The following is a 24,994-nucleotide window of genomic DNA, read 5'->3' as shown; positions in this document are numbered from 1 at the left end:
AGGGCGTTTAGTTGAAAAATCAACCATCACCCTGCGTACCAGCGTCAACGGGGTGTCTCTCTGGCGTATTCCCGCTGCAGACGTCACACTGGCGAACGTCCCGGGGGTGATCCCGGAGGTATCCGGAGGCAGAACCCATGGTCACGAAGTCCCCACGCCCGGCCGGGGCACCGGCCGGCGCCGCCCCCACCGCCGGTCAGGCGCTCGCCGTCGAGTGGCTGACCGAGGACCAGCAGCGCGCCTGGCGCGCCTACCTCGACGGCACGGCGCGGTTCGTCAGCGCCCTCGACCGGGCGCACGACGCCGGGATCCCCGTGACGCTGGGGGAGTACCACCTGCTCGTCCAGCTCTCGGAGCAGCCCGACCGCACGCTGCGCATGTCGGCCCTCGCCGACGGCCTGGCGCTGTCGCGCAGCCGGCTCACCCACACGGTCGACCGGATGGAGCGGCGCGGGCTCGTCGAGCGGCGACCCGTGCCCGGCGACCGCCGCGGCGTCAACTGCGTCATGACCGACGAGGGCTGGAAGCTGCTCCAGCAGGCGGCGCCGGCGCACGTCGCCGCCGTCCGCCGCCTGCTGGTCGACGTGCTCGACCCCGAGGAGTTCGCCGTGCTGGGCCGGGCGATGGCCAAGGTCGCGCGCGAGGCCAAGGCCGCGGTCGACGGCTGAGAGCGGCCGACGGCCGGGAGCCGTCGACCGCGGCCTCCGCGCGCGGGGTCTCTACGCCGGGGCCTCTACGCGGGGTACGTCTCGCGCAGCACGCGCGCCAGGTACCGCGCGATCTCGCGCGGGCCGCTGCGCGGCGCCGCCGCCTCGACGTCGGAGTTGTAGTTGGTGTTGGTGTTCACGTCGTAGGTGAGCGTGCGCCCGTCGGCCGTGCGGATGTTCTCGATGCCGGCCACCTCGATGCCGTGCCGCCGCGTGAAGTCGGCGTACCGCGCCACCACGGGGTCGTCGGCGTAGCCCTCGCGCAGCGAGAACAGCCCCACCGCCTCGTCGGGCGCCATCGAGATCGTGGCGCCGGGCGGCATGACCGGCCGGCCCGTCGCCGGGTCGATGGCGCACGCGTCGGCCGGGCAGAGCTGGAATCCGCCGCGCTCGGTGTCGCCCCGCACGGCGTAGACGAGCTCGTGCCCGACGATCTCCACCCGCGTGATCCCGCCGTCGGCCGCGACCACGTACTCCTGGATCAGGGTGACGCCGTCGACCGGCGGCTCGTAGTCCTCCGAGGCCAGGTGCTTCTCGAGGTCGTCGAGCGCGTCGAAGCGGCGCACGCCCAGCCCCTTGCCGCCCTGGTTGTGCTTGGTGACGAACGGGCCGGGGGCGTCGGCGCTGAACCGGCGCGCGGCCTCGAGCACGCGCTCGGGGCCGCCGACGGCCGCCACGGTCCGGGGCGTGTCGATCCCGGCGGCGCGCAGCGCCGTGAGCTGGTCGACCTTGCTGACCTCGAGCTCGAGGACCCGCCGGCCGTTCACCGTGCGGCGGCCGTGCGCCTCGAGCCACGCGAGCACGGCGCGGGCGTAGTCCTTGCTCAGCCCGTGCTCGCGGGTGTGGCTGGAGGCCGAGATGCGCGACCAGAAGACGCCCTCCGGCGGCGTCGCGTCGAGGTCGAGGGTGCCGTCGGTGAGCAGCCACTCCTCGTACTCCACCCCCTCGGCGGCGAAGGCCGCGGCGAACGGCGGGAACCACTCGGGGTTCTCGTGCAGGGCGTAGATCTTCGGCGCGGCGCTCACCCCGCCCACGCTAGCGGGCGGGGTGACGGACGCGGGGAGTGATAGTCGTCTCAACGGTCAGGGTCCTGGGAGAACGTCCAGGACCGCGTGGGAGACTGGCCGACATGGTCACCACCACGGTCCACCTGCTGCGCCATGGCGAGGTCCACAACCCCGACCGCGTGCTGTACGGGCGGCTGGCGGGATACCACCTGTCGGAGCGCGGGCACGCGATGGCCCGCACGGTCGCCGACCACCTCGCCGCGTCCGGCGGCGACGTCGTCGCCGTCGTGGCTTCCCCGCTGCAGCGTGCGCAGGAGACCGCCGCGCCCGTGGGCGCGGCGCTCGGCCTCGCCGTCGGCACCGACGAGCGCCTGATCGAGTCGGGCAACCGGTTCGAGGGCTCCACCGTCGGCTCGGACCCGGTCCAGCTGCTGCGCACCCCGCGGTACTGGAAGTACCTGTGGAACCCCCTGCGCCCGTCGTGGGGCGAGCCGTACACCGAGCAGGTCGCGCGGATGCGCGCCGCCGTCGACGACGCCCGCCGGGCGCACGAGGGCCACGAGGTCGTGCTGGTGAGCCACCAGCTGCCGGTGTGGGTCACCCGCCTGTCCTACGAGGGGCGGCCGCTGGCCCACCACCCGGGCCGGCGCCAGTGCGCGCTGGCCTCGCTGACGAGCCTGCGCTTCGAGGACGGCGCGTTCGCCGGCCTGCACTACTCCGAGCCCGCCGCCGCCCTGCTGCTCGGCGCCGACCCGGTCCCGGGGGCATGATGCGTCGCCGACCGCTCGCGGCCGCGGCCGCCGCCACCACCCTGCTCCTCGCCCTGAGCGCCTGCTCCCAGCCGTCCGGCGCCGGCGACGTCGTCGACCAGGGCTTCGTCTCCGGCGACGGCTCCGTGCAGCAGTGGGACCCGGGCGACCGCAAGGACCCGGTCACCGTCACTGGCACCGACTTCGAGGGCAAGACCGTCGACTCCTCGCAGTGGGACGGCGACGTCGTCGTCGTCAACACCTGGTACGCCTCGTGCGCGCCGTGCCGCGCCGAGGCGCCCGACCTCGTCGCGCTGGCGAACGACCGCGCGGACGACGGCGTGCAGGTGCTGGGCATCAACACCGAGGACGAGGCGGGCGCCGCGCAGGCGTTCGAGCGCACCTACGAGGTGCCCTACCCGTCGATCGCCGACCGCAGCGGCCAGGTGGTCGCCAGGCTGTCCGGCATCGTGCCGCTGCAGGCGGTGCCCACCACGGTGGTGCTCGACCGCGAGCACCGGCCCGCGGCGCGCATCATCGGCCAGGCGGACCCCTCGACGCTCGACGCGATCATCGACGAGGTGCTGGCGGAGGACGGCTCCGGCGGCGAGGGGGCCGGCGCCTGATGGGTGACGCCTTCGCCACCACCGCGTTCAGCGGCTCGATGCTGCTGGCGGTGCCCGTCGCGCTGCTGGCGGGCCTGGTCTCGTTCGCCTCGCCCTGCGTGCTCCCGCTCGTGCCCGGCTACGTCGGGTACGTCAGCGGCATGGCCGCGGCGAGCGCGGGCGGCGGGCGGGCGACGACGGCCGCGCGCACGCGGCCCGCCCGCGGCCGCGTGCTGGGCGGCGTCGCCCTGTTCGTGCTCGGCTTCACCGCGGTGTTCGTGGTGCTGATGGCCGCCGCCGGGGCGCTGGGCACGTACCTCGTGCGCTGGGAGGACGTGCTGCAGCGGGTGCTCGGGGTGGTGGTGGTCCTGCTGGGCCTGGCCTTCCTCGGCGCGATGCCGTTCCTGCAGCGCGAGCGGCGCCTGCACGTCAGCCCGCGCGCCGGCCTGTGGGGCGCCCCGCTGCTCGGGGTCGTGTTCGGCCTCGGCTGGACGCCGTGCATCGGCCCGACCCTGGCCGCGGTGCAGGCCCTGGCCCTCGACGAGGCGTCGGCGCTCCGGGGCGTGGTGCTCGGCGTCGCCTACTGCCTCGGCCTGGGCGTGCCGTTCCTGCTCGTGGCCCTCGGGCTGCAGTCCTCCCAGCGGATGCTGGGCTTCCTGCGCCGGCACCGGCTGGCGATCCTGCGGGTCGGTGGCGGCCTGCTGGTGCTGATCGGCCTCGCGCTCGTCACGGGCGTCTGGGGCGAGCTCACCCGCGAGCTCCAGGGCTGGGTCAGCGGATTTGCGACGGTGGTGTGAGTGAGCGAGACCCCCAGGACGCAGCGCGAGACCGAGGCGCGGCGCCCGTACCGGCCCGAGGGCATCGACGACGCGTTCGCGGCGCCGGAGCGACCCGCCCACGGCGACGAGACCCACGGCGACGAGACCCACGGCGACGCGACCCACGGCGCGGCGGGCGACGGCGCGCGGACCGGCGAGCAGCCGGGCCCGTCGCTGCCGACGCTCGGCTGGCGCGGGATGCTGCGCTGGACCTGGCGCCAGCTGACCTCGATGCGCGTGGCGCTGCTGCTGCTCATGCTGCTCGCCGTGGCCGCGGTGCCCGGGTCGATCCTCCCGCAGCGCAGCCAGGACGCCGGCAAGGTGATCGAGTACCTCGGCGACCACCCGACCACGGGGGAGTGGCTCGACCGCCTCGGCTTCTTCGACGTCTACACCTCGCCGTGGTTCAGCGCGATCTACCTGCTGCTGATGGTCTCGCTCGTGGGCTGCATCGTGCCGCGCACCGTCGCGCACGCCCGCAACCTGCGCGGGCGCCCGCCCCGCACCCCCGCCCGCTTCGGACGCTTCCCCGCCACGGCCGCCGGCACCACGACGGCGTCGCCCGACGACGTCGCCGCCGCCGTCGCCGCGCACCTGCGCCGGGGCCGCACGTTCCGCGTCGACGTCGGGGGCGAGGAGCCTCGCGCCGCGCGCGGCCGGGGCCCGCGCGCGGTGCCGGCCCGTCCCGCGACGCGCACGGTCGCGGCCGAGCGCGGCTACCTGCGCGAGACGGGCAACCTCGTGTTCCACCTGGCGCTGCTCGGCCTCATCGTGGTGGTCGCGCTGGGCCAGCTCTTCCACTACCGCGGGCAGGCGATCGTCACCGAGGGCCGCGGGTTCGCCAACGCCGTCGTCGACTACGACACGTTCGACAAGGGTGCCTGGTTCCGCCCCTCGGAGCTGTCGCCGTTCTCCCTGACGCTCGACGACTTCTCCTCGCAGTTCGCCTCCGACACCGTCGCGTTCGCCCAGGCGCGGGACTTCACCGCCCACGTCACGGTCACCGAGCCGGACGGCGCGGCGTCGAAGGAGACCATCAAGGTCAACCACCCCCTGACGATCGACGGCGCCAAGGTCTACCTGCAGGGCAACGGCTTCGCGCCGGAGATCACCGTGCACGACGCGCAGGGTCAGGTCGCCTTCGAGGGCCGCGTGCCGTTCCTGCCCGAGGACTCGATGTACACCTCGCGCGGCGTCGTGAAGGTGCCTGACGTCTCGTCCGGCCTCGAGCAGATCGGCCTGGTCGGCTACTTCCTGCCCACCGCCGTCGTCGACGACGACGGGAACGCGCGCTCGGTGTTCCCGCAGCCCACGGACCCGCTGCTGGTGCTCGAGGTGTACCGCGGCAACCTGGGGCTGGACGAGGGGGTGCCGCAGAACGTCTACCGCCTCGACACCGCGTCGCTGACGCCGTCGGTCGGCGACGACGGCGAGCGCGTCAAGGTCCTCGTGCGCCCCGGCGAGACCGTCGACCTGCCGGACGGGCTCGGCACGATCACCGTGGGGCAGGAGGTGCCGCGCTACGTGGCGCTCGACCTGCGCTACGACCCGTCGCTGGCGTGGGTGCTCACGTTCGCGCTCCTCGCCCTCGCCGGCCTGGCGGTGTCCCTGTTCACCCCCCGGCGCCGCGTGTGGCTGCGCGCGTGGGAGGATGAAGGCCGAACCGTCGTCGAGCTCGCGGGCCTCGCCCGGGGCGACGACGCCGGCCTGCAGGGCGAGGTCGACCGCGCGCTCGCCGCGGTCCCGGGCCTGAGCCCCGACACGATCCCCGATGCGACCCCCGACGCGACCGCCGAGGCGGTCCCCGACCCGGTGCCCGACGCCGGCACCGCCGACTCCACGAAGGGCCAGGAGGCTTCCCGATGACCAACGCCGCCGAGCTGAGCACGCTCCTCGTCTGGGCGTCGGCGACCGCGCTCGCCATCGCGCTCGTCGCGTTCGCGGTCGACCTCGCCCGCCGCACCGAGGTGCGCACCGATGCGCGGACGCGCGCCCGGGAGCTGGCCGCGGTGGGCGGGCCCGCGGGCCCGGACGCCGGCCGTGCCGCGCCGCCCGCGCCGACGTCGTCCGCTGCGCCCGCCGTCCCGGCGGGGCGCGGCAAGGCCGCCGGCATCGCCATGTCGACCACCTGGCTGGGCACCGCGATGCTCCTCGTGGCCATCGTGCTGCGCGGCGTCGCCGCGGGCCGCACCCCGTGGGCCAACATGTACGAGTTCACGATGGTGGGCTCGTTCGTCGCCCTCGTGGCGTTCCTCGCCGTGAACCTGCGCAAGGACCTGCGCTTCCTCGGCGCCTTCGTGACCGGCCTCGTGGTGCTGTTCCTGGTGCTCGGGCTCAACGTCTTCTACGTCGCCGCCACGGGCGTGCAGCCGGCGCTGCAGTCCTACTGGCTGGTGATCCACGTGGGCGTCGCGATCACCGCGACGGGGATCTTCACCGTGGCGTTCGTGGCCTCGGTGCTGCAGCTGCTGCGCGACCACCGCGACGCCGGCGCGCCGCTCCTGGCCGGCTGGCACTGGCTCGACCGGGTGCCGGGCGCGACGTCGCTCGAGGCGCTGAGCTTCCGGTTCAACGCCGTCGGGTTCGTGCTGTGGACGTTCACCATCATCGGCGGCGCGATCTGGGCGGAGCACGCCTGGGGCCGCTACTGGGGCTGGGACCCCAAGGAAGTCTGGTCGTTCGTCATCTGGGTCGTCTACGCGGCCTACCTGCACGCGCGCACCACGCGCGGCTGGTCCGGGCGCCGCGCCGCCTGGTTCGTCGTGGTCGGCTACGCCTGCGTGCTGTTCAACTTCACCGGCGTGAACCTGCTGTTCACCGGCAAGCACTCCTACTCGGGCCTCAACCCGGGCAACTGACCTCCCCGTCGTGGGTGCGGAACACGCCGTGGACCCGGCCGGGTCCACGGCGTGTTCCGTACCCGCAACGGGGTCGGGGGCTCAGGAGGTGGCGCTGTCGCCCGCGCCGTCCGACGAGCCGCCGTCCGACGAGCCGCCGCCGTCGGCGTCGCCGCCCGGGCGGCCGGTGCCCCCGCCGGCCTCGCGCTCGCGCCGGCGGCGCTCCTGCTCGAGCCGCCAGAGGAACTCCGGGTCGTCGTCGGGGGCCACCGGGCGGGGCCGCCGGCCCGGGCGCGGCGGCCGGCCCGGCGCCGGCTGGCTGGTGCGCTGCAGGCGGCGGAACAGCAGCCAGCCCGCCGCACCGGCGCCGGGCAGCAGCACGATCAGCACCGCCCAGCCCCACCTGGGCATGCCTCCCGTCTCGTCCTCGTCGGCGGAGAACAGGTCGGCCAGGGCGTACACGACGATCCCGAGGATGACGAGGAACAGCAGCAGGCGGAGCATGGCACCAGCCTAGGCGCGCAACGCGCGGCCGCGGGGCGCGCGTCACAGCCGGGCGGCGGCGGGACCGTGCCGTGCGCCCGGCCGGGCGGCCTAGGCTGGTCGGGTGCCTCTGCTCCTGTACACGCTCTACCGCGTGCTCGTGTTCGCCGCGGCCTTCGTGCTGCTGCTGTGGGCGGGCGCGAACCCGCTGCTGGCCGTGGTCCTCGCCGCCGTCATCGCGTTCGCCGTCTCGTACCTCTTCCTGCGCGGTCCGCGCGACGCCGCCGCGGCGTGGCTGGCGGGGCGCGCCGAGCGCCGCGGGCAGCGGGCGCAGCGCTTCTCGCGCGAGTCCGAGGCGGACGCCGCCTACGAGGACTCGGTGGTCGACGCCGACGGGGACGCAGGCGCCGCCACGGACGCTGCCCCGGACGCCGCTCCCGCGGCGAAGGAGCGACCCGCGGGCCGCGAGGGCGACGCGGGCCGCTGAGCCGGCCGCCCCGGCCGGCGCGTCCCGCGCCGGCCCGGGCTCACAGGCCGCGGATCACAGGGCCTGGCTCACAGGCCCGGGCTCACAGGGCCAGGCCGAGCCCCAGCAGGATCCCGTAGCCGAGCTCGAACAGCCCGGTGCCGCCGAGCACCGGCACGAGCAGCCGCCCGCGCGCCCCGGCGAGCACCGGCAGCGACAACCCGGCCGCCGGCCCGGCGAGCAGCATGACGATCAGCGCCCAGGGCGTCCACAGCGCGCAGAGCGCGCCGAGCAGCAGCGGCAGCCACAGCCACGCCACGTACGCGCGGCGCGCGCGGTAGTCGCCCAGGCGCACGGCGAGCGTCTTCTTGCCGCTCAGCGCGTCGGTGGGGATGTCGCGCAGGTTGTTGACCATCAGCAGCGCGCAGGCGATGAGCCCCACGCCGACGGCGCCGAGCACGGCCGGGCCGGTCACCCGGTCGGCCTGCGTGTACGTGGTGCCGAGCGTGGCGATGAGGCCGAAGCACAGGAACACGCCCACCTCGCCGAGCCCGGCGTAGCCGTAGGGCCGCCGCCCGCCGGTGTAGTACCAGGCCGCCACCACGCAGAACGCGCCCACGGCGAGCAGCCACCACTGCCCGGTGAGGGCCACGAGCACGAGGCCGAGCACCGCCGCGACGCCGAACGCGGAGAACGCCGCCGCCTTCACGTGCCCCGGGCGGGCCACGCCCGACGCCGTGAGGCGCAGCGGGCCGACACGGTCGACGTCGGTGCCGCGCACGCCGTCGGAGTAGTCGTTCGCGTAGTTGACGCCCACCTGCAGCGCGAGCGCGACGCCCAGGGCGAGCAGCGCCCGGCCGGCCGAGAAGGCGCCCACCTGCGCGGCGGCACCCGATCCGATGAGCACCGGCGCCGTCGCGGCGGGCAGGGTGCGGGGGCGTGCCCCGGCGATCCACTCGGTGGTCGTGGCCATGGTGCTCCTCGGTCGTGCGGGCGCGCCCGTTCCCGGGCGCGGGGGAGGTGGACGACGGCGGCGGGCGCCGCGGTCAGCGGGACTCGTGCTCGCGGACGGCGGCCGCGACCCCGCTGCGGTCGACCTTGCCGGGGCCGCGCAGCGGCAGGGCGTCGGTGAGGTAGACGCGCCGGGGCGCGGACGGTCCTCCCAGCCTATCCGCGACGGCGGCGCGCACCCGCGCCAGGGCGTCGGCGTCCACCGCCCGCAGCGGGCCCGCCGCGGGCGCACCGGCGGGCCCGACGGCGACCACGGCCACGACGGCGCTGCCCCACTCGGGGTCGGGCACCCCGACGACGCACGGCTCGGCCGCCGCGGCCCCCAGGGCGCCGGGCAGCACCTCGGCGAGCACGCCCTCCACGGCCGCCGGCGCCACGTTCACGCCGCCGGTGACGACGACGTCGTCGGCGCGGCCCAGCACGCTCAGCGTGCCGTCCGGGCCGAGGGCGCCCAGGTCGGAGGTGCGGAACCAGCGGGTGCCGGCGTCCGGCCCGGCGAGGTCGGGCCCGGCCGGGTCGGTGCGGAACGCCGCGGCGGTGGCCGCGGCGTCGCCCACGTAGCCCGCGGCGAGCGTGGGCCCCGCGAGCTCGACGACGTCGCCCGCGGCGAGCCGCACCTGCACGCCGCGCAGCGGCACGCCGTCGTACACGCAGCCGCCGGCGGTCTCGGACATGCCGTACGTGCGCACGACCCGGACGCCCGCGGCCCGCGCCCGGGCCAGCAGCGGCGCCGGCGTGGCCGCGCCGCCGAGCAGCACGTCGGCGCAGCGGGCCAGCGCCTCGAGGCCGCGGGCGGAGCCGGCGTCGGCGGCGGCCACGAGCCGGTGCAGCTGCGTGGGCACCAGGGAGGCGTGGACGGGCACCCCGTCGGCGAGGGCGGGCTCGAGCAGGTCCGCGAAGCCCTCCGGCGTGAAGTGCTGGCCGGGCTCGGCGGCGGTCAGGGCCGCCGGCACGCCGGCGTCGGCGGCCAGCACCGAGCGCACCACCACCTGCAGGCCGGCCACGTGCGTGGGCGGCAGCGTGAGCACCCACCGGCCGGGGCCGCCGAGGCGCTCGTGCGTGGCGGTGGCGGACGCGCGCAGCGCGGCGGCGGTCAGCGCCACCTCGCGCGGCGTGCCGGTCGAGCCCGACGTGCGCACCACGAGCGCCGTGCCGTCCGGCAGCGCGGCGTCGCTCAGGCGGGGCAGGCCGTGCACCGCCGGCCCGCCGTCGAGGGCCGCCCGGACGGCGGTGGTGAGCGAGGCGATCGGGGCGGGCAGGACGGCGGGACTCACCCCGTCAGGGTAGGCCGCGCGGTGCGGTGCCCGGACGCGGCGGGCGCGCCTCAGAAGTGGTACGGGAACCGCGACCAGTCGGGGTCGCGCTTCTCCAGGAACGCGTCGCGGCCCTCCACGGCCTCGTCGGTCATGTACGCCAGGCGGGTGGCCTCCCCGGCGAACACCTGCTGGCCCATGAGGCCGTCGTCGGCGAGGTTGAACGCGAACTTCAGCATGCGCACGGCCTGCGGCGACTTGGTCGCGATCGTGCGGGCGTACTCGAGGGCGAGGGCCTCGACGTCGGCGTGGTCGGCCACCTCGTTGACGGCGCCCCAGCGCTCGGCGTCCTCGGCGGAGTACTCCCGAGCCAGGAAGAAGATCTCCCGCGCCCGCTTCTGGCCGACCTGGCGAGCGAGGTAGGCCGAGCCGTAACCGCCGTCGAACGACCCGACGTTCGCGTCGGTCTGCTTGAACCGGCCGTGCTCGCGGCACGCGATCGACAGGTCCGCCACCACGTGCAGCGAGTGCCCGCCGCCGGCGGCCCAGCCGTCGACGACCGCGACCACGACCTTGGGCATGGTCCGGATCAGCCGCTGCACCTCGAGGATGTGCAGGCGCCCGGCGCGGGCCGGGTCGACGGCGTCGGCCGTCTCGACCTCCCCGCCGCCGTCGGCCGCCGTCGTGTACTGGTAGCCGGAGCGGCCGCGGATGCGCTGGTCGCCGCCGGAGCAGAACGCCCAGCCGCCGTCCTTGGGGCTGGGGCCGTTGCCGGTGAGCAGCACCGTGCCGACGTCGGACGTCATGCGGGCGTGGTCGAGCACCCGGTACAGCTCGTCGACGGTGTGCGGGCGGAACGCGTTGCGCACCTGCGGCCGGTCGAACGCCACGCGCACCACCGGCAGGTCCCGCACCACGGCGCCGACGGCGCCGCGCTCGACGCCCCGGTGGTAGGTGAGGTCGGTGAGGTCGCCGAACCCCGCGACCTCCCGCCAGCGCGTGGGGTCGAAGGTCTCGGAGACCTGGCGGGGCAGGGGCGCGTCGGGGGCGGGAGCGGTGGTCACGGCGGCCAGCCTACGGCGGCGCGGGAGGTCACTTGACGGCACCGGACGGCACCGGGACGACGGCGGGACGACGGCGGCGGGTGCCCCGGGGCGCCGCCGTCGCGCACGTCACCGCCGTCGCCGACCGGGGCGGCGCCGCCCCGCACTACCCTGGAGAGCGTGCCCGCCACCGCCACCCCCGCGTCGTCCCTGCCCAGCGGCCCGGTGGTGTGGTCCACCCCGCTGCGCACCCGCTTCCGGGGCCTGGACGTGCGCGACGGCCTGCTGCTGCGCGGCGACGCCGGGTGGGGCGAGCTGAGCCCGTTCTGGGACTACGACGACGCCGAGTCCGCCACCTGGCTGCGCGCGGCCCGCGAGGCCGCCGACCTCGGCTGGCCGGCGCCGGTGCGCGACAGCGTGCCCGTCAACGTCACCGTGCCCGCCGTGGACCCGGAGCGGGCGCGCGCGATCGTGCTGGCCTCCGCCGGGTGCCGCACCGCCAAGGTCAAGGTCGCCCAGCGCGACGCCGCCGGCGTGCTGGAGCCCCTCGAGGCCGAGGCCGAGCGCGTCGCCGCGGTGCGCGCGGCCTTCGACGAGCTGTACGGGCCGGGCGTCGGGCGCATCCGCGTGGACGCCAACGGCGGGTGGGACGTCGACGCCGCCGCGCGGCACCTGCGCCGCCTCGACGCCGCGGCCGGCGGCCTGGAGTACGCCGAGCAGCCGTGCGCCACCGTCGAGGAGCTCGCCGCGCTGCGCCGCCGCCTCGACGTGCCGGTCGCCGCCGACGAGTCGATCCGCCGCGCCGAGGACCCGCTGCGGGTGGTGCGGCAGGAGGCGGCCGACGTCGTGGTGCTCAAGGTGCAGCCGCTCGGCGGGGTGCGCGCCTGCCTCGAGCTGGCCGAGCAGGTCGGGCTGCCCGTCGTCGTGTCCTCGGCGCTCGAGTCGTCCGTCGGGCTCGCCGCCGGCGTCGCCCTGGCCGCCGCCCTGCCCGAGCTGCCCTACGCCTGCGGGCTGGCCACCTCTCAGCTGTTCGTGCGCGACGTCGTCGCCGAGCCGCTGCTGCCGGTCGACGGCGCGCTCCCGGTGCGCCGCCCGGAGCCGGACCCCGTGGCGCTCGCGGCCGCGGCGCCGTCGGACGCCGTGCGCGCCGCCTGGCTGGACCGCCACCGGCGGCTCGCGGCCGTGCTCGCGGAGACGCCGCCCGCCGAGCCGCCGCCCGCCGAGACCCGGATCCATGGGCACTCGGGCGGCGCCGACACCCCGGAAACCCGGGTCTCGGCGCAGGGGGAGGGGCGATGACCGCCGCCGTGCCGCCGTCCGTGGCCGCCGCGCGGGCGCTCGTGGCCGACCTGGTGCTGCAGGGCGTCCGCGACTTCGTGCTCGCGCCCGGCTCGCGCTCGGCGCCGCTGGCCTACGCCCTGGCCGAGGCCGCCACCGAGCGGCCGACCCTGCGGCTGCACGTGCGCGTCGACGAGCGGGCGGCCGGGTTCCTCGCCCTCGGGCTGTCGCGCGGCAGCGAGCCGCTGCACCGCGGCGCCGGGCGCCGTGCTGACGGCGTCGAGCACGTGAGCGTCGCCGTGCCGCAGCCGGTCGCCGTGGTCACGACGTCGGGCACCGCCGTCGCGAACCTGCACCCCGCCGTGCTCGAGGCGCACCACACCGGCGTGCCGCTGGTGCTGATCACCGCCGACCGCCCGCACGAGCTGCGCGGCACCGGCGCGTCCCAGACCACCGACCAGGTCGGCATCTTCGGCTCGGCCGTGCGGTACGCCGTCGACGTGCCCGCGCCCGACGACCGGCCCGGCGCGGTGCGCGACCTGCTGTCCACCGCGAACCGGGCCCTGGCCGCCGCGCTCGGGCTGCGCGACCGGAACCCCGGCCCCGTGCACCTCAACCTCGCCTTCCGCGAGCCGCTGCAGCCCGCCGAGCCGCTCGCGCCGCTGCCGGGCGAGGCGGTCTGGCCGGACGGCTTCCGCCGCGCCGCCGTGCTGCCGCCCGCGCCGGGCCCGGGCGCCGACCCGGCGATCCACGGCGACCCGAGTCGCACCCTCGTGCTCGCCGGCGACGGCGCCGGGCCCGACGCCCGCCGGCTCGCCGAGGCCCGCGGCTGGCCGCTGCTCGCCGAGCCGTCGTCCGGGGCGTGCGGCGGGCCCAACGCCGTCGCCGCCTACCGCGCGGTGCTCGGCGTCGAGGAGCTCGTCGCCGAGGTGGAGCACGTGGTCGTGCTCGGCCACCCGACCCTGTCGCGCCCGCAGCTGCGGCTGCTCGCCCGCCCCGAGGTCACCGTCACCGTGGTGGCCCCGGGCGGCGGGCCGTGGCCCGACCCCGCCCGCCACGCCGAGAAGGTCGTGCCCGCCCTGGCGGAGCGATGGTTCGCCCCCGCGCGGCCCGCGGACGGCGGCGCGTTCCTCGACCGCTGGCGGGCCGCCGGCCGGGCGGCGGCCGCGGCCGTTGCCGACCTGTCCGGCGCCGCGGGCCCGCTCGCCGCCGCGCCGCACGCGGGGCTGGCCGTGGCGCGCGCGGTCCTGGCCGCCACCGGCCCGCGCGACGCGCTCGTCGTCGGCTCGTCCAACCCGGTGCGCGACCTCGAGCTGGTGCTCGACCTCGAGGCTCCCGCGACGGACGGCGCCGCCGTCGCCGACGCGCCGCTCGTGCTGGCCAACCGCGGCCTGGCCGGCATCGACGGCACCGTCTCCACCGCCGCCGGCGTGGCCCTGGCGCGGGCGCGGCGGGGGGACGCCGGCCGGACGCGCGCGCTGCTGGGCGACCTCACGTTCCTGCACGACGTCGGCGGCCTGCTGGCCGGGCCGCTCGAGCCGGCGGCCCAGCTGCAGCTCGTCGTCGTCAACGACGACGGGGGATCCATCTTCGCCACGCTCGAGCACGGCGCCCTCGCCGCCGCCTCGCCGGCCGGCGCCGCGGTGTTCGAGCGGGTCTTCGGCACGCCGCACGGCGCGGACCTCGCGGCCCTGTGCGCCGGGTACGGCGTGCGGCACCGGGCCGTGGACGACGTCGCCGGCCTGCGCGCCGCGCTCGCCGCCCCCGGGCCCGGCGTCGAGGTGCTCGAGGTGCGCGTGCCGCGGGCCGACCGGCTCGCCGAATCGCGCGAGGTCACCGCGCGCGTGGCGGACGCCGTGCGTGCGGTGGTCGTGCGAGCGGGCGCCGGGGGCGGCAGCGTCGGATGACGCACCCGGGCACCCACGGCCGTCGAGCAGGCGCGCGGCCGGACGTGTGCAGAGAACTCTCAGGTTCGTTCAAGGGCCACACCAGTCTGATGGTGTTATCTCGTGGCCAGGAGAACGAGGAGGCCACCATGAGCACCGAGAACAACGATGCCCGGTACGGGCAGGGCGCGCCGCAGGAGCAGCGTCCCGCCGCGCCGGAGCCGCGCCCGCAGGGCGCGGGCGACCCGATGCGCCCGGAGCAGCCGGCGCCGTCCGGTGCCGCGCCGGCCTCCGGCGAGCGCCCGGTGGGCCAGCAGCCCTCCACCGAGCACCCGACCGAGCGGCTGGCCGTGCACGACACGACCCCGCTGCCGCGCCCCGTGCAGCAGGTGCCGGCGCCGCAGGCCGACACCGTGCAGCCCGGCGTGCAGCCCGGCGTGCAGCCCGGCGCGTCGCAGCCTCGTTACGGGCAGTACGCGCCGCCGTACGCGGCCGGCGCGCCGCAGGGTCCGCAGCCCGGCGCGCAGCAGCCGGGCGCGCAGGCGCCGCAGCCCTACGCGACCGCCCAGCACGGCTCGCAAGCGCCGAGCCAGCAGCAGGGCCACCAGCAGGGCCAGCCGCCCGTGGGCCAGCCGGGCTGGGGCTCGCAGCAGCAGCCCGCGCCGCACGACCCGTCGAACCCGTACCTGCACCCGGACGCCCGCCCCGGGGCCGGGCAGACCGCCACCCGCGAGCGCAGGCCGCGCGCGTGGGTGCCCGTGGCCAGCGCCGCGGTGATCGCGGCGCTGCTGGCCAGCGGTGGCACGGCGGCGCTGGTCACGGGGCTCGACGACGACGGCGCCTCGACGTCGATCGCCTCGATCGGCCAGTCGGACCGCGCCGACGCCGCCCCGGTCAAGGACTCGACCGCCGAGAACCCGGACTGGCAGGCGGTGACGGCGGCGGTCGCGCCGTCGGTCGTGGCGATCCAGGTCACCAGCCAGCAGGGCGGCTCCGAGGGCTCGGGCCTCATCCTCGACGACCAGGGGCACGTGCTGACCAACAACCACGTCGTCTCCGGCGCGTCGAACGGCGCCGTGCAGGTCACGCTCAGCGACGGCCGGCTCTTCGAGGCGACGGTCGTGGGCACCGACCCGAGCACCGACCTCGCGGTTGTGCAGATCAAGGACGCGCCCGACGACCTGCAGCCCGTCGCCCTCGGCAACTCCGACGACGTGCAGGTGGGCGACCCCGTGCTCGCCGTGGGCAACCCGCTCGGCCTGGCCAACACGGCCACGACGGGCATCGTGTCCGCGCTCGACCGCCCGGTCTCCGCGACCGGCGAGGACGGGTCCGACGCCGTGGTGACCAACGCGATCCAGGTGGACGCGGCGGTCAACCCCGGCAACTCCGGCGGCCCGCTGTTCAACGCCCAGGGTCAGGTCATCGGCATCACCTCGTCGATCGCGACGCTGTCGAGCGGCACCGGTGGGCAGTCCGGCTCGATCGGCCTGGGCTTCGCGATCCCGGTGAACCTCGCGAAGAACATCGGCGGCCAGCTCATCGACAACGGCTCGGCGCAGCACGCGTTCCTCGGCGTCACGATGACCGACGGCACCGCCACCGCCGACGGCGTCACGCGCCGCGGCGCGCAGGTCCAGGACGTCACCTCCGGCTCGCCCGCCGCGGCGGCGGGCGTGCGCTCCGGCGACGTGATCGTGGCGATCGACGACGAGCCCGTCAACGGCGCCGAGTCGCTCACGGCGTTCGTCCGAGAGCGCACCGCCGGCCAGGAGTCCACGCTGACCGTGGTCCGCGGGGGCGCGTCCGAGAAGATCAAGGTCACCTTCGCCGTGCGCGAGGAGTCCAGCAGCAGCTCGGACCAGGGCGGCGGCGGTCAGGGCGGCGACCAGGGCGGCCAGCAGCTGCCCGGGCAGCCGGGCTCGGGCGACGGCGGGTCGAGCGGCGGCTCCGGCTCGGACGGGTCGAGCGGCTCGGGCGACTCGCTGTGGGAGTGGCTCTTCGGCGGCAACAGCTGACCCCGGCCTGACGCACGGGTGCGGCGGCCGGCCCCCGCGGGGGCCGGCCGCCGCACCTGTCTGCGAGCGCACGGGCCACTCAGTGCGCCAGGGGGTCCAGCCGGGCGGGGATGAGACTGCGGACGGGCTGCTGTCGCTCGTCGACCGCGTTGACTGCCGCTTCCATCGGCCCTCCAGGTGCTCGACAGGTGGTGCGTCGAGACTGTCGGGGGACGGTCCCGGGAGGCGCTCCCCGGCAGCCTGAGCGAGACGGACGGTGAGCACGGCGCTCGCCACCGGCAACCGATGGGGGCGCGGCGCCTACCGGGCGGCGTCGATCGTGGCGGTCGCGCTGCGCTCGAGGAAGCGCACCAGCGCCGCGCCGTCGACCGCCGGGTCGGAGGCGGCGTCGACCAGCGCCTGCTCCGCGAGCGAGATCCACGCGCGCACGGCGACGTCGACCAGCGGGGTCACCTCGACGTCCAGCTCGCGCAGCATGTCGGCGACGTGCCCGGCGAGCACCTGGCGGGCGTGCTGCACCACGGCGCGCACCTGCGGGTCGCCCGACGCCGCGCCCCGCACCAGCGAGGAGAACGTGGCGTCGTGGTCGCGCACGAACTCCACGAACCGCTCGAGCGTGTCGTGCAGCCGCGCCAGCGGCGGCAGGGCGGGGTCCGGCTCGGTGGCGTGCAGCATCGCGTCCCGCGCGGTCCGCACGATCTCCTGGTGCAGCCCCTGCCGGGAGCCGAAGTAGTAGAACACCAGGCCGGGGGAGACCCCGGCGGCCGCGGCGAGGTCCTCCACGGAGATGGACTCGAGCGTCCGGTCCGCGAGCCACGCCACGCCGAGCGCCAGGAGCTGCTGGCGGCGCTCCTGCGGGCTCAGGCGGGTGCGCCGACGGCGGCCGTCGGGACCCGACGGCGAGCCCGGCGGCGCGGCCGACGGCCCGGCGGGCGGCGCGGGCGGCGGCGCGGGAGACATGGCCCGAGCATAGGCGCCCGCAATTGACGCTCCCTCAGTAGGTGCTACGGTCGATGCCCGAGGCGACATCGAGGTCGCCTCGGACCTTCCGGAGGGGAAATGAAGCTCAGCGCGCTCACCACGACGCGCCGCGGGCGCGTGGCCTTGGCCGCGGTCCCGACGCTGACCGCGGTCGGGGTCCTCACGGGCGGCGTCGCCCAGGGGGCCGTGCCCGTGTCGTTCGCCGTCGCAGGGCAGGAGTTCAAGATCGCCGCGACGTCCCTCGACGGCGAGGGGTTCTCCCAGTACGCGGGCGTCGCCAAGGACGCCGAGGGGGCGGAGCACCCGGTCGCGATCGCCAACATCAGCCAGGCGACGCTGCACGACCTGTGCCAGTCGGTGAAGGTGCCCGGCGCCGACCTGGGGCTGATGATCAGCGCCGGGACCGACCCCGAGCACCCGGTCACCGCCACCGACCTGCAGATCGGCATGAGCGACCTGCAGGGCACCGCCACGTTCGCCGACATCCGCATCGGCGTCGACGCCTCCACCGTCGGCACGCAGGCCAAGGGCACCGCCGGCGACTTCGCCATGGACTCCGACACGATCGCGATCCAGGACCTGAAGCAGGTGTCGCTCAGCACGTCCGCCGCAGTGTTCAACCTCAACGGCCTGCACCTGCGGCTCACGGACGGCGAGGAATGCTTCTGAGGCGCGCCGACCGCCGCGCGGCCCCCGGCGACGGCGCCGCGGCGGCGCTCGGCGCCACCCGCCGGGAGCGCTTCGCCGCCTGGCGCCGAGACCGGCCGTTCGTCGGAGCGGTGCTCACGGTCCTGGCCGGGGTCGAGCTGTTCTTCTCCGGCCGGCTGGACCTGGAGAACCTGCACGTCCAGCTCGGCATCGAGGGCATGCAGTCCACGCTCCTGCCCGTGGCGCTCGTGGTGCTCGGCGTGATGGCCGTGGCGGCGCCCGTGCACCACGTGCTCTACGGCGTCCTCACGCTCGTCGTGGCCGTCTACTCGCTGATGGGCGTGAACCTCGGCGGGTACGGGCTCGGCATGGTCCTCGGCGTGGTGGGCGGCATCGTCGTCGTGTCGTGGATGGCGCCGCGCACCACGGCGGACGACGACGGCGCGCCGGGCGTGGACGGGCCGGGCGTCGCGCGTCGCTCGGCCGCCGTGGTGGTCGCCGCCGCGCTCGCCGCGACGGGCGTCCCCGCGGCGCCGGCCGCGGTGCCGCAGGCCGGCCCCCTGTGCTGGCTCTTCGGGACCTGCGACGACGACGCCGCCGAGCCGGCACCCAGCCCGTCACCGTCGGCCGGGGCCACCCCGTCACCGTCGGCCGGGGCCACGCCGTCGCCCTCGCCCGCCGACCCGGGCGCCGTGGACGGCGGGCCCGGGCCGGACGCGGGCGCCGCACCGGACGCGGACGCCGCGCCGGATCCCGGGCCGGACGCCGGTGGCGGCGCCGACCGGGACCCGCACGGGATCACCGTCCCGGTGCCGGGCGGCCTCCCCGCCCCCGCGGAGACCCAGCCGCCGCCCGGCGAGCCCGGGCCGCCGGTGACCGACGGCGGCGCGGAGAGCACCACCGTCTACGCCGTGCCGGCCGACCTGCAGGCCGACGACCTGGCGATGGAGGGCCTGCGCTCGGTGTCGCTGGTGTCGGTGCCCGTCGGCGGCGGTTCGGGCGACCGGCGCACGGTGCTCAAGCTCGTGGCCGACCGGGTGGAGATCCGGGGGTTCTGGCTGAAGACCTACGCCGACGGCCACGACTCCGGCGGGACGGTGACCGAGGCGGACACCGTGGTCCTCGAGGGGGACGCCACGATCTACCTGTCCTCGATCACGGCGGGCCTGCCCGACGGGTCCGGGTTCCAGGCCGACCCCGAGCACCCGCCGACCGTCACGTCGGTGCTGCTGTCCATGGTCGACGTGACGATCGGGATGCTCGGCGCGACGTCGGAGCGGCAGACCTGGTCCGGCTTCCACGAGGCGGTCTGGAGCGAGTGACGTCCGGCACGCGCATCCCGTCGGGGTTCGTCGCGGTACCAGGAGCGTGACGCGACGAACCCCGACGGGATCCGGCGCGCCCGCGCGAGCCTCAGCCCTCGGCGTTCAGCGCGAACCGCATGGGCACGAGCTTGGCCTCGGACTCGGCGAGCTCGGCGGCCGGGTCGGAGGCGGCGACGATCCCGCACCCCGCGAACAGCCGCACCCGGCGCGGGTCGGCGGGGTCGAGCTCGGCGGACCGCAGGGCGATGCCCCACTCGCCGTCGCCGTCGGCGCCCGTCCAGCCGACGGGGCCGGCGTAGCGGTCCCGGTCCATGCCCTCGATCTCGCGGATCAGGTCGCGCGCGGCGACCGTGGGCGTGCCGCACACGGCGGCCGACGGGTGCAGCGCCGCGGCCAGCGCCAGCGAGGACGGGGCACGACCGTCGGTACGGTCGAGCACGCCGGTGACGTCGCTGGCCAGGTGCATCACGTTCGGCAGGTGCAGCACGAACGGCTGCTCCGGCACGTTCATCGACGTGCAGAAGGGCTCGAGCGCGCGGGCCACCGAGACGACGGCGTGCTCGTGCTCCTCGTGGTCCTTGGGGGAGCGGGCCAGCTGCGCGGCGTGCAGCAGCGCGTCGTCGTCGGACATCCCCGGCTCGCGCCGGATCGTGCCGGCCAGCACCCGCGAGGCCACCAGGCCCTTCTCGCTGCGCACCAGCAGCTCCGGGGTGGCGCCCACCATGCCGGCCACGGAGAACGTCCACGTCGACTCGTAGCCCGCCGCGAGGCGGCGCAGCAGCCACCGCGGGTCCACGGGGTGCTCGGTGGTGGCGACGACGTCGCGCGCGAGCACCACCTTCTCCAGGTCGCCGGCCTGGATGCGGCCCACTGCCGCGGCCACGACCTGCTTCCACTCGCCGCCGGGCACGGCGCCGTCGTCGACCGTCACGACGCCGGGCTCCGCCACGGGCGTGCGGGCGCCGTCGGCGAGCAGCGCGGCGGTCCCGGCGGCCGCGACGGAGATGTCCGGGGCGGCGGAGACCGTGGTCACCCAGCAGGTGCCGTTCCGCCGGCCGACCACCACGCGCGGCACGACGAGCACGCCACCGGAGGCGGACGCGTCGTCGAACGCGAAGGAGCCGAACGCCACGGGACCGGTGCCGGGCAGGCGCACCGCGTCGCGCACGACGGCGCGCTCGAGCACGCCCTGCCACGCCGCCTCGGCGTCGGCGAAGCGCGCGGCGCCGGCGGTCTCGATCCGCAGCGCCTCGCCCCAGCCGACGATCCCGTCGCCGCGGCGCACCCACGCCAGCGGCCGGTCGTCGGGCAGCAGGTCCACGAGCGCCGTGAGGTCGTCGGGCAGGGCGTCGATCGCGGTGGTCCGCACGACCAGCTGCGGCTCCGCGGCGCCGTCGGGGCGCCCGCCCGGGGCGGGGCGGCCGGTGAGCGGGGAGGCGTCGTGGCCGGTGGGACGCTCGGACGAGGGGGTGGCGGACATCGCCGACCAGCGTACGCCGGGCCGCGCGGCGGACCGCGGCCGATCGGGTGTCTCGTGCGTTACTCCCGGGTGCCCCTCCGAGCGTTCCTTCCTGAGCGCTCCCTCCCGGGTGCCTCCTGACGGCGTCGGTCCCGGCCGGCCCCGTCGTGGGACCATGAGCACCATGCCGCGCGCCAGCCTGGAGAAGAAGCCCGCCGAGGTCGCCTCGATGTTCGACGGGATCGCCCGCCGCTACGACCTGGTCAACGACCTGGTCTCGCTCGGCCAGGACCGCCGCTGGCGCCGCCTGGTGCGCGAGGCCGTCGGCGCGCGCCCCGGCGACAAGGTGCTCGACCTGGCCGCCGGCACCGGCACGTCGTCGGAGCCGTTCGCCGACGACGGCGCCCTCGTCGTGCCGTCGGACATCTCGCTCGGCATGCTCTCGGTGGGCAAGCAGCGCCGCCCCGACCTGCCGTTCGTGGCGGGCGACGCCACGGCGCTGCCCTTCGCCGACGGCGTCTTCGACGCGGTGACGATCAGCTTCGGCCTGCGCAACGTCGTCGACACCGACGCCGCCCTGCACGAGATGCTGCGCGTGGTGCGCCCCGGCGGGCGCCTGGTGGTCTGCGAGTTCTCCACGCCCACCTGGGCCCCGTTCCGCACGGTCTACATGGAGTACCTCATGCGGGCCCTGCCGGTGGTGGCGGGCGCCGTGACCCGCGACAAGGGCTCGTACGACTACCTCGCCGAGTCCATCCGCTCCTGGCCCGACCAGGAGGGGCTCGGCCGGCTGATGCTCGAGGCCGGCTGGGAGCGCGTGGCGTACCGAAACCTGTCCGGCGGCATCGTCGCCCTGCACCGGGCCCACCGTCCCGCGGCCTGACGGACCTCCGCCGTGTCAGTACGGCCGCATGCTCCGGCGTGCGCTCGTACTGACAGGCCCCGAGGGGCCGCGACGTGTCAGTACGAGCGCACGCCCGGGCCTGCGCTGGTACTGACAGGGGCTGATCTGCCGCGCCCGTCTCGCTGCGCCCGTTCCCCGGAGCGGCTGCCGTTCCACAGCGTCCTCACAGGTTCTCGCGAGCCTCGACCCAGCCCGCGTCCCTACCCTCCGGCCCGGCACCGCCGCCCGAGAGGGGTGGCCGCGAGAGCGAGGGAGGACGCATGGGGACGAGCGGCACGTCGGTACGGGACGAGGCCGGGCGCCGGCACGACCGGGACCTGCAGGTGGCCCGCCGGCGCGAGCACAAGGAGGCGGCGGTGCGCCTGGCTGCGCACCTGGAGGCCTACGGGGCGCGCACGCGGCTCGGGCGGTGCACGCCCAGCCGCGCCGTCGTCGTCGTGCGCCAGGAGCGGCGCACCAAGACGGCGGTGGCCGTGCGCGTGGCCGACGACGGCGAGCCGGTCTACCGGGTCGAGCGGGGTGCCGCGGCGCCTGCCGGGCCGGCGCGGGCCGGCGACGGCGAGCTGTACGACGTCGACGCCGTGCGCCGGGCGGTGCTCGCGCCCCCCAGCCGCTGGTGGCGGGTGGGCGCCGTGGCTCTGCACCTGGTGCTGTGGGCGCTCGTGGCGATCGGCGTCGGCGTGCTCACCGACCTGGGCGAGGCGTGGTGGGTGCTCGTCGCGCTCGGGGCGGTCGGCGCCGTCGCCTCCCTGCTGACGGCCCGGGCGGCGGGACAGGTGCGCCGCCGCCGGCGCGAGCTCGCCGCCCTGGCGCGGCTGCGGGCCTGAGGCGCGTCCCCGCCGGGCGCCCGGGTGTCGGCAACCGCACAGCGGCGACACGCCGCGGGAGGGCCCGGCGCCCCGCCGGGATCGGCGAGGATCGGTGCCCGGGCGCCCACCGTGGGCGCCGGTCCCGGCGAGGAAGGCACGCCTTGCTACACATCCGGGCGCCGTTGTGGCTAAGGTGACAGCGGTGTTGTGATCGGGTTCACAAGGACCACTCGATCCGGGTGTGGCGACGGTGCCGCGGCCGGGAGGGTGAGAGCGAGGTGAGCACGTGCGAGCAGACCGCCGCGACGACGCGGACGTGATCGTGGTGGGCGCCGGCCCGGCCGGCTCCTCCGCCGCGCACTGGTGCGCGTCCGCGGGCCTCGACGTGCTGCTGCTCGAGAAGGCCGCGTTCCCCCGCGACAAGGTGTGCGGCGACGGCCTGACGCCGCGCGCCGTGTCCGAGCTGGCCCGCATGGGCGTGCACACGGACCCCGAGGACGGCTGGATCCGCAACCGCGGGCTGCGGGTGGTGGCCGGCGGGCGCGCCTGGGAGCTGCCCTGGCCGGACGTCGCCGCCTACCCCGGCTACGGGCTGGCGCGCTCCCGCATGACGCTCGACCACCTCCTCGCCCAGCACGCGCAGGCCAGCGGCGCCAAGCTGCTCGAGCGCACGCGGGTGACCGGCCCGCTGCTCGACGAGCGGACCGGCCGCGTGGTGGGCGTGCGGGCGCAGGACGCCGACCGGCGCGAGGTCACCTACCGGGCGCCCGTCGTCGTCGCGGCCGACGGCGTCTCCTCGCGGTTCGCGACGGCCCTGGGCATCGCGCGGCGCGACGACCGCCCGATCGGCACGGCGGTGCGGACCTACTTCCGCACCGCGACGCCGTCGGGCACCACGGCGCGGCACGACGACGCGTGGATGGAGTCGCACCTCGAGCTGTGGGACGGCGAGCCGGGCCGGTCGAACCTCATGCCCGGCTACGGGTGGATCTTCGCGCTCGGCGACGGCACGGCCAACGTGGGCCTCGGCTCGGTGAGCTCGACCCCGGCGCGGCAGTCCGCCGCGGGGCACGACTACCGCTCGATGCTCGCCCGGTGGGTCGCCAGCGCCCCCGAGGAGTGGGGCTTCACGCCCGAGAACCAGCTCGGTCCCGTGCGGGGCGCCGCCCTGCCGATGGGCTTCAACCGCTCCCCGCTGTACCGCGACGGCGCGCTGCTCGTGGGGGACGCCGCCGGCATGGTCAGCCCGTTCAACGGGGAGGGCATCGCCTACGCGCTGCAGGCGGGGCGCGTCGCCGCCGAGGCGATCGCTCAGGCCCGCGCGCGCACCACCGACGCCGGCCGCGAGCGCACGCTCGGCACCTACGCCGAGCGCATGCGCGCGGAGCTGGGCGGGTACTACACGCTCGGCCGGGCGTTCGTCCGGATCATCGAGCACCCGGCGGTGATCCGGCTCGGGATCCGCTACGGGCTGCCGACGCCGGTGGTGATGCGGCTGGCCGTGAAGCTGCTGAGCGACAACTACGAGCCGCGCGGCGGGGACTGGTCCGACAGGGTGATCCAGGCACTGACCCGGGTGGTGCCGGCAGCGTAGCCGGCACGACCGAGCCAGGCCGCGGGGTTCGAGCACGAGGGAGTGATCGACAGATGAAGCGGTTGCGGGAGGGACGATGACCGACCCCTTCGTCCCGGTGCTGGTCCTCATGGCCGTGGCCGCCGTGCTCGCGCTCGGCGGCGTGGCCTCCTCCGCGGTGATCGGGCCGCGGCGGTACAACCGCGCCAAGCTCGAGGCGTACGAGTGCGGCATCCAGCCGACGCCGCACGCCGTGGGCGGCGGGCGGCTGCCCATCAAGTACTACCTCGTGGCGATGACGTTCATCGTCTTCGACATCGAGGTGGTGTTCCTCTACCCGTGGGCGATCAGCTTCGGCTGGCTCGCGGGGTTCGGCCTGGTGGCGATGCTCGTCTTCCTGGCCCTCATCACCGTGCCGTTCCTCTACGAGTGGCGGCGCGGCGGTTTCGACTGGGTGTAGCCCCGCGCGGGAGCACGGAGCGGTTCGGCAAGGGCGCCGGCACGGCCGGCGTCGAGGGTCCCCGGGCGCGGGGACGGTTCCCGAGGGAGGGGACATGGGGCTGGAAGAGGCGGCGCCGTCGGGCTTCCTGCTGACGACGGTCGAGGACGTCGCGGGCTACCTGCGCAAGGCGTCGCTGTGGCCGGTGACGTTCGGGCTGGCCTGCTGCGCGATCGAGATGATGGCCGCCGGGGCGTCGCGGTTCGACCTGTCGCGGTTCGGCATGGAGGTGTTCCGCGCCTCGCCGCGCCAGGCCGACCTGATGATCGTGGCCGGCCGCGTGAGCCAGAAGATGGCCCCGGTGGTGCGCCAGGTCTACGACCAGATGAGCGAGCCCAAGTGGGTGCTGTCGATGGGCGTGTGCGCCTCCAGCGGCGGCATGTTCAACAACTACGCGATCGTGCAGGGCGTCGACCACATCGTCCCGGTGGACATCTACCTGCCCGGCTGCCCGCCCCGGCCGGAGATGCTCATCAACGCGATCCTGGCGCTGCACCAGCAGATCCAGGACGCCCCGCTGGGCGTGAACCGGCGCGAGGCGGCGGCCGCGGCCGAGGCCGCCGCGCTCGAGGCGACGCCCACCGTCGAGATGAAGGGGCTGCTGCGGTGAGCGGCGAGAGGCCGGTGCCGCAGCC

At 76.4% G+C, this 24,994-nt stretch carries 24 protein-coding genes; 17 read left to right on the top strand and 7 right to left on the bottom strand.

What is annotated here, in order from left to right; all coding sequences use genetic code 11:
- Positions 1 to 137 precede the first annotated feature (137 nt).
- Positions 138 to 668: a MarR family winged helix-turn-helix transcriptional regulator gene (locus GSF02_RS00765; RefSeq protein WP_159791745.1), complete on the top strand. Its 531-nt coding sequence runs from the start codon at positions 138 to 140 to the stop codon at positions 666 to 668.
- A gap of 65 nt (positions 669 to 733) precedes the next feature.
- Here the strand turns inward: GSF02_RS00765 and GSF02_RS00760 are convergent, their stop codons facing one another.
- The gene (locus GSF02_RS00760) at positions 734 to 1,732 is read right to left on the bottom strand and encodes an ATP-grasp domain-containing protein (protein WP_159791743.1); all 999 of its coding nucleotides are present in this window, start codon (positions 1,730 to 1,732) and stop codon (positions 734 to 736) included.
- Between the two features lie 104 nt (positions 1,733 to 1,836).
- Between GSF02_RS00760 and GSF02_RS00755 the strand changes: the two genes are divergently transcribed.
- The 5 genes from GSF02_RS00755 (at position 1,837) to ccsB (ending at position 6,744) form a co-directional block, all read left to right on the top strand.
- On the top strand, positions 1,837 to 2,484 hold the full coding sequence (locus GSF02_RS00755; protein WP_159791741.1) for a histidine phosphatase family protein: 648 nt from the start codon (positions 1,837 to 1,839) through the stop codon (positions 2,482 to 2,484).
- Complete coding sequence (locus GSF02_RS00750) at positions 2,484 to 3,089, top strand: TlpA family protein disulfide reductase (RefSeq protein ID WP_159792097.1); 606 nt, start codon at positions 2,484 to 2,486, stop codon at positions 3,087 to 3,089. The genes GSF02_RS00755 and GSF02_RS00750 overlap by 1 nt, the downstream gene beginning before the upstream one ends.
- Positions 3,089 to 3,865, top strand: coding sequence for a cytochrome c biogenesis CcdA family protein (locus GSF02_RS00745; RefSeq protein WP_159791739.1), 777 nt, complete (start codon positions 3,089 to 3,091; stop codon positions 3,863 to 3,865). The genes GSF02_RS00750 and GSF02_RS00745 overlap by 1 nt, the downstream gene beginning before the upstream one ends.
- A 219-nt stretch (positions 3,866 to 4,084) precedes the next feature.
- Positions 4,085 to 5,752: a cytochrome c biogenesis protein ResB gene (gene resB / locus GSF02_RS00740; RefSeq protein ID WP_159792095.1), complete on the top strand. Its 1,668-nt coding sequence runs from the start codon at positions 4,085 to 4,087 to the stop codon at positions 5,750 to 5,752.
- Positions 5,749 to 6,744 carry a c-type cytochrome biogenesis protein CcsB gene (gene ccsB, locus GSF02_RS00735; protein ID WP_159791737.1) on the top strand — a complete coding sequence of 332 codons (996 nt, stop codon included), beginning with the start codon at positions 5,749 to 5,751 and terminating at the stop codon, positions 6,742 to 6,744. The genes resB and ccsB overlap by 4 nt, the downstream gene beginning before the upstream one ends.
- Positions 6,745 to 6,825: 81 nt before the next feature.
- Here the strand turns inward: ccsB and GSF02_RS00730 are convergent, their stop codons facing one another.
- Positions 6,826 to 7,227 carry a PLD nuclease N-terminal domain-containing protein gene (locus tag GSF02_RS00730; protein WP_159791735.1) on the bottom strand — a complete coding sequence of 134 codons (402 nt, stop codon included), beginning with the start codon at positions 7,225 to 7,227 and terminating at the stop codon, positions 6,826 to 6,828.
- A gap of 103 nt (positions 7,228 to 7,330) precedes the next feature.
- On the opposite strand from GSF02_RS00730, the gene GSF02_RS00725 reads away from it, so the two are divergent.
- Positions 7,331 to 7,693 carry a DUF4229 domain-containing protein gene (locus GSF02_RS00725; protein ID WP_159791733.1) on the top strand — a complete coding sequence of 121 codons (363 nt, stop codon included), beginning with the start codon at positions 7,331 to 7,333 and terminating at the stop codon, positions 7,691 to 7,693.
- An 82-nt stretch (positions 7,694 to 7,775) separates the two neighbouring features.
- Here GSF02_RS00725 and GSF02_RS00720 read toward each other — a convergent pair whose 3' ends face one another.
- The 3 genes from GSF02_RS00720 to GSF02_RS00710 all read right to left on the bottom strand — a co-directional run bounded on the left by GSF02_RS00720 (position 7,776) and on the right by GSF02_RS00710 (position 11,000).
- Complete coding sequence (locus tag GSF02_RS00720) at positions 7,776 to 8,645, bottom strand: 1,4-dihydroxy-2-naphthoate polyprenyltransferase (protein ID WP_159791731.1); 870 nt, start codon at positions 8,643 to 8,645, stop codon at positions 7,776 to 7,778.
- A gap of 73 nt (positions 8,646 to 8,718) precedes the next feature.
- A complete protein-coding gene (locus tag GSF02_RS00715; protein ID WP_235915273.1) occupies positions 8,719 to 9,957 on the bottom strand; it encodes an AMP-binding protein in 1,239 nt (412 codons plus the stop codon).
- A 50-nt stretch (positions 9,958 to 10,007) separates the two neighbouring features.
- Positions 10,008 to 11,000, bottom strand: coding sequence for a 1,4-dihydroxy-2-naphthoyl-CoA synthase (locus GSF02_RS00710; protein WP_159791729.1), 993 nt, complete (start codon positions 10,998 to 11,000; stop codon positions 10,008 to 10,010).
- Positions 11,001 to 11,159: 159 nt separating this feature from the next.
- On the opposite strand from GSF02_RS00710, the gene GSF02_RS00705 reads away from it, so the two are divergent.
- The 3 genes from GSF02_RS00705 to GSF02_RS00695 all read left to right on the top strand — a co-directional run bounded on the left by GSF02_RS00705 (position 11,160) and on the right by GSF02_RS00695 (position 16,161).
- Positions 11,160 to 12,278 carry an o-succinylbenzoate synthase gene (locus GSF02_RS00705; RefSeq protein WP_235915272.1) on the top strand — a complete coding sequence of 373 codons (1,119 nt, stop codon included), beginning with the start codon at positions 11,160 to 11,162 and terminating at the stop codon, positions 12,276 to 12,278.
- A complete protein-coding gene (gene menD, locus GSF02_RS00700; protein ID WP_159791727.1) occupies positions 12,275 to 14,164 on the top strand; it encodes a 2-succinyl-5-enolpyruvyl-6-hydroxy-3-cyclohexene-1-carboxylic-acid synthase in 1,890 nt (629 codons plus the stop codon). Before GSF02_RS00705 ends, menD begins: the two co-directional genes overlap by 4 nt.
- A 128-nt stretch (positions 14,165 to 14,292) precedes the next feature.
- The gene (locus tag GSF02_RS00695; protein ID WP_235915271.1) at positions 14,293 to 16,161 is read left to right on the top strand and encodes a trypsin-like peptidase domain-containing protein; all 1,869 of its coding nucleotides are present in this window, start codon (positions 14,293 to 14,295) and stop codon (positions 16,159 to 16,161) included.
- A 300-nt stretch (positions 16,162 to 16,461) separates the two neighbouring features.
- Here GSF02_RS00695 and GSF02_RS00690 read toward each other — a convergent pair whose 3' ends face one another.
- The gene (locus GSF02_RS00690) at positions 16,462 to 17,121 is read right to left on the bottom strand and encodes a TetR/AcrR family transcriptional regulator (RefSeq protein ID WP_159791725.1); all 660 of its coding nucleotides are present in this window, start codon (positions 17,119 to 17,121) and stop codon (positions 16,462 to 16,464) included.
- 99 nt (positions 17,122 to 17,220) lie between these two features.
- On the opposite strand from GSF02_RS00690, the gene GSF02_RS00685 reads away from it, so the two are divergent.
- On the top strand, positions 17,221 to 17,811 hold the full coding sequence (locus GSF02_RS00685; protein ID WP_159791723.1) for a DUF6230 family protein: 591 nt from the start codon (positions 17,221 to 17,223) through the stop codon (positions 17,809 to 17,811).
- Entirely contained in the window at positions 17,802 to 19,112 is a 1,311-nt protein-coding gene (locus GSF02_RS00680) for a DUF6114 domain-containing protein (protein ID WP_159791721.1), read from the top strand. Before GSF02_RS00685 ends, GSF02_RS00680 begins: the two co-directional genes overlap by 10 nt.
- Before the next feature lie 91 nt (positions 19,113 to 19,203).
- Here the strand turns inward: GSF02_RS00680 and GSF02_RS00675 are convergent, their stop codons facing one another.
- Entirely contained in the window at positions 19,204 to 20,595 is a 1,392-nt protein-coding gene (locus GSF02_RS00675) for an isochorismate synthase (protein ID WP_159791719.1), read from the bottom strand.
- Between the two features lie 163 nt (positions 20,596 to 20,758).
- Here GSF02_RS00675 and GSF02_RS00670 point away from each other — a divergent pair, with 163 nt between their 5' ends.
- The 5 genes from GSF02_RS00670 (at position 20,759) to GSF02_RS00650 (ending at position 24,969) form a co-directional block, all read left to right on the top strand.
- On the top strand, positions 20,759 to 21,457 hold the full coding sequence (locus GSF02_RS00670) for a demethylmenaquinone methyltransferase (protein ID WP_159791717.1): 699 nt from the start codon (positions 20,759 to 20,761) through the stop codon (positions 21,455 to 21,457).
- A 281-nt stretch (positions 21,458 to 21,738) separates the two neighbouring features.
- On the top strand, positions 21,739 to 22,305 hold the full coding sequence (locus GSF02_RS00665; protein ID WP_159791715.1) for a hypothetical protein: 567 nt from the start codon (positions 21,739 to 21,741) through the stop codon (positions 22,303 to 22,305).
- A gap of 268 nt (positions 22,306 to 22,573) precedes the next feature.
- Complete coding sequence (locus GSF02_RS00660) at positions 22,574 to 23,881, top strand: geranylgeranyl reductase family protein (protein ID WP_159791713.1); 1,308 nt, start codon at positions 22,574 to 22,576, stop codon at positions 23,879 to 23,881.
- A 76-nt stretch (positions 23,882 to 23,957) separates the two neighbouring features.
- Complete coding sequence (locus GSF02_RS00655) at positions 23,958 to 24,320, top strand: NADH-quinone oxidoreductase subunit A (RefSeq protein WP_159791711.1); 363 nt, start codon at positions 23,958 to 23,960, stop codon at positions 24,318 to 24,320.
- A gap of 94 nt (positions 24,321 to 24,414) precedes the next feature.
- Positions 24,415 to 24,969 carry a NuoB/complex I 20 kDa subunit family protein gene (locus GSF02_RS00650; RefSeq protein ID WP_159791709.1) on the top strand — a complete coding sequence of 185 codons (555 nt, stop codon included), beginning with the start codon at positions 24,415 to 24,417 and terminating at the stop codon, positions 24,967 to 24,969.
- The last annotated feature ends 25 nt before the right edge of the window (positions 24,970 to 24,994 follow it).

This window comes from Puerhibacterium puerhi (assembly GCF_009846865.1).
Taxonomy (GTDB): Bacteria; Actinomycetota; Actinomycetes; order Actinomycetales; family Cellulomonadaceae; genus Puerhibacterium; species Puerhibacterium puerhi.
This window is presented reverse-complemented; position numbering and strand designations above follow the sequence as displayed.